This window comes from Actinacidiphila sp. bgisy144, assembly GCF_057708105.1.
The window spans coordinates 1-783 of record NZ_JBYIRM010000109.1 but is presented as its reverse complement, the minus strand read 5'-3'; the positions used below and the strand labels follow the sequence as shown (position 1 = coordinate 783).

Here is a 783-nt window from a genome sequence, read left to right as displayed (position 1 = left end):
ACCACCGGACCAGCAACCCCGGACACGATCCCGGCCGACTCCCGCCCCGACACGGCAGCAGACAAGCCCTCCAACAGCTGACCACGGTCCTGGCCGACCACCGCAAGCCGGTGCGCGAACCCCGTCGTCCGCGTCACCGCCAACGACAACGCCACATCCCCGACCGAGACCTCAGGGCGAGCATCGACGAACTCAGCCAACCGACCCGCCTGCGCCACCAACGCCGCATCAGACCGCGCCGACACCACCCACACCACCGCACCCGCAGACTCCGGCCCATCCTGGGTAGGAGCCTCCCCGGCAGGCACATCCTCTGCAGGCTGCTCGAGGATGAGGTGGACGTTGGTGCCACTGACGCCGAACGAGGACACCCCCGCCCGGCGCCGGCGAGGTCCGGCCTCCCACGGGCGTGCGCTGGTGAGCAGCCGGACCGCTCCGGCCGACCAGTCCACGTGTGAGGACGGGGCGTCCACGTGCAAGGTCTGCGGCAGTATTCCGTGCCGCATCGCCTGCACCATCTTGATCACACCCGCGACACCAGCGGCGGCCTGGGTGTGACCGATGTTCGACTTCACCGACCCCAACCACAACGGCCGACCCTCCGGCCGACCCTGCCCATAGGTCGCCAGCAGCGCCTGCGCCTCGATCGGATCACCCAACGCGGTGCCGGTCCCGTGCCCCTCCACCACGTCAACATCACCCGGCTGCAACCCCGCGCTGGCCAATGCCTGCTGGATCACACGCTGTTGCGACGGACCGTTCGGCGCCGACAGACCATTACTA

General features: G+C 69.5%; 1 protein-coding gene. It reads right to left on the bottom strand.

The features are described from left to right. Window positions 1-783 (bottom strand): ketoacyl-synthetase C-terminal extension domain-containing protein (locus AC3EVP_RS36925; protein ID WP_435138181.1); only part of this gene is annotated, 783 nt, incomplete at both ends.